The organism is Psychrobacter sp. TB55-MNA-CIBAN-0194, from assembly GCF_040309505.1.
Classification (GTDB): domain Bacteria; phylum Pseudomonadota; class Gammaproteobacteria; order Pseudomonadales; family Moraxellaceae; genus Psychrobacter; species Psychrobacter fozii.
In genome coordinates this window covers 1-272 of the sequence record NZ_JBEOOW010000284.1, presented here as the reverse complement: position 1 = coordinate 272, position 272 = coordinate 1, and the positions used below count along the sequence as shown (strand labels likewise).

Annotated in this window: 1 protein-coding gene; it reads right to left on the bottom strand. The window is 58.5% G+C overall.

Translation table 11 applies throughout. The features are described from left to right. Positions 1–272 (bottom strand): hypothetical protein (locus AAEY75_RS15175; protein ID WP_352260048.1); only part of this gene is annotated, 272 nt, incomplete at both ends.

Here is a 272-nt window from a genome sequence, read left to right as displayed (position 1 = left end):
CGACCACATCAATGGTCGGCGCATCGTTGGTCGGCGCAATACCCGGCGTGTCACTGTCTTGACCGGTTAAGCTGCCATCCGAGACGGTTAAATCGACCGGCGGCAGGGTGCCGCCGTTGTTCACGAGATCCGCACCGGCTTGGGTTAATACCACTTCGCCGTTCACTAACGCATAGTAACCGTCGTCATTGCTGCCTGGGGTGAAGTCCACGGTCAGTGCATCACCGTCTTCATCAAAGGTGGTGTAGGTTGCGGCCACATCGCCATCGACG